Annotated in this window: 1 protein-coding gene; it reads left to right on the forward strand. The window is 67.8% G+C overall.

Going from position 1 to position 1,239, the window contains the following annotated elements; genetic code table 11:
* Positions 1-924: 924 nt before the first annotated feature.
* Positions 925-1,239: hypothetical protein (locus IF89_RS47330; RefSeq protein WP_199820651.1), on the forward strand; the 315-nt coding region annotated here is incomplete at its 3' end.

The raw sequence follows: 1,239 nt of genomic DNA on the forward strand, positions 1-1,239 counted from the left end.
GCGACACCACCTTTTCGATCATCTCGACTGGGGGCTCGAGTCATACCGGGGCCGAAGGCCGGGAGCCCCATTGCGAGGCCACGAAGACGGTAACGGGGCCGTGAACACACGTGCCTGGGTCGTCTTCCTCGACGAATCGGGCGTATCGCTACTGCCCCAGGTCCGGCGTACCTCCGCACCCCGCTCCTGCGGCATCGGCTGAACTGGAAGCGGGCCTCGATGGCCGCGGCTCTCGGATACCACGCCGCCGATCCAGATCGCGGCCCGCGCCTGTGCTTTCACCTCAAGCCCGGCAGCTACGGCACCACCGCTCTGATCGAGGTCCTGGAGCAGATGAAGATCTTTTATCGCGGTGAAAACGTGGTCCTCGTGTGCGGCCTGTCCGCCCACTGGAGCCGGGCGATGCGGGCGTGGGCCGCCGATCAGGACTGGCTCACCCTGGAACGATTACCCGCCTACGCGACGCCTACGCGCCTGAGCTCAACCTGGAGCTGCTGTGGTCCTCGCTCAAAAAGCGCGAGCTCGCCAATCTCGCCGGCGACCACCTCGCGGACGTCGCCGACGCCACCGAACAAGGCATCCACCGCATCAACACAAACCCCCACCTGCTCTGGTCCTTCCTAACCCACACCGGACTCACATCCACCCACCACTCCCCACCGAACTTACGGAAAGATCAGTAGCTGGTGGTGAGTGGCAGAACGGGTCGCGTGAATGCGGGGCCGGCTGTTTGCATGAGGGGGGTTGGGCTGGTGGGTGGCTGTGTGGGGGATGGGGGGAGGGGGGAGGGCCGGCTTGAGTGGGTGGTACTGATGTTGCTGTAGGAATCTGGGAGTCGGTATGAGAGTGCGTGGGCGCCGCTGGAGGGCGTGTGCGGCGGGTGTGGTTGCGCTGCCGCTGGTGGTTTTGGGCGGTGCTGCCTCGGTGGCGCAGGAGCCGGTGCGGGCGGTGCCGGGGGTGCTGTCGGGGGAGGGCGGGGAGGTGCCGGAGGAGGAGGGGGCGGCGGAGGCGTCGTCTGAGGAGAAGCAGGAGGGGGTGGATGCCACGCAGCCGGTGCCGGTGGGCGACGGACGGTATGAGGCGGTGGGCGACGTGCTGGGCCGGGGGTACCAGCAGAAGGCTGTCTACAACCCGGACACGGGTGAGGTGACGGTCTACGACCACCCCGCCCGCAGCGCCACCCCCAGGGTTCTTGCCGGGCCGGTGAAGCTGGGTCTGGGGCCGGACGCCCAGTACTGG

The sequence above is a fragment of the Streptomyces sp. NRRL F-2664 genome (assembly GCF_000719345.1).
Classification (GTDB): Bacteria; Actinomycetota; Actinomycetes; order Streptomycetales; family Streptomycetaceae; genus Streptomyces.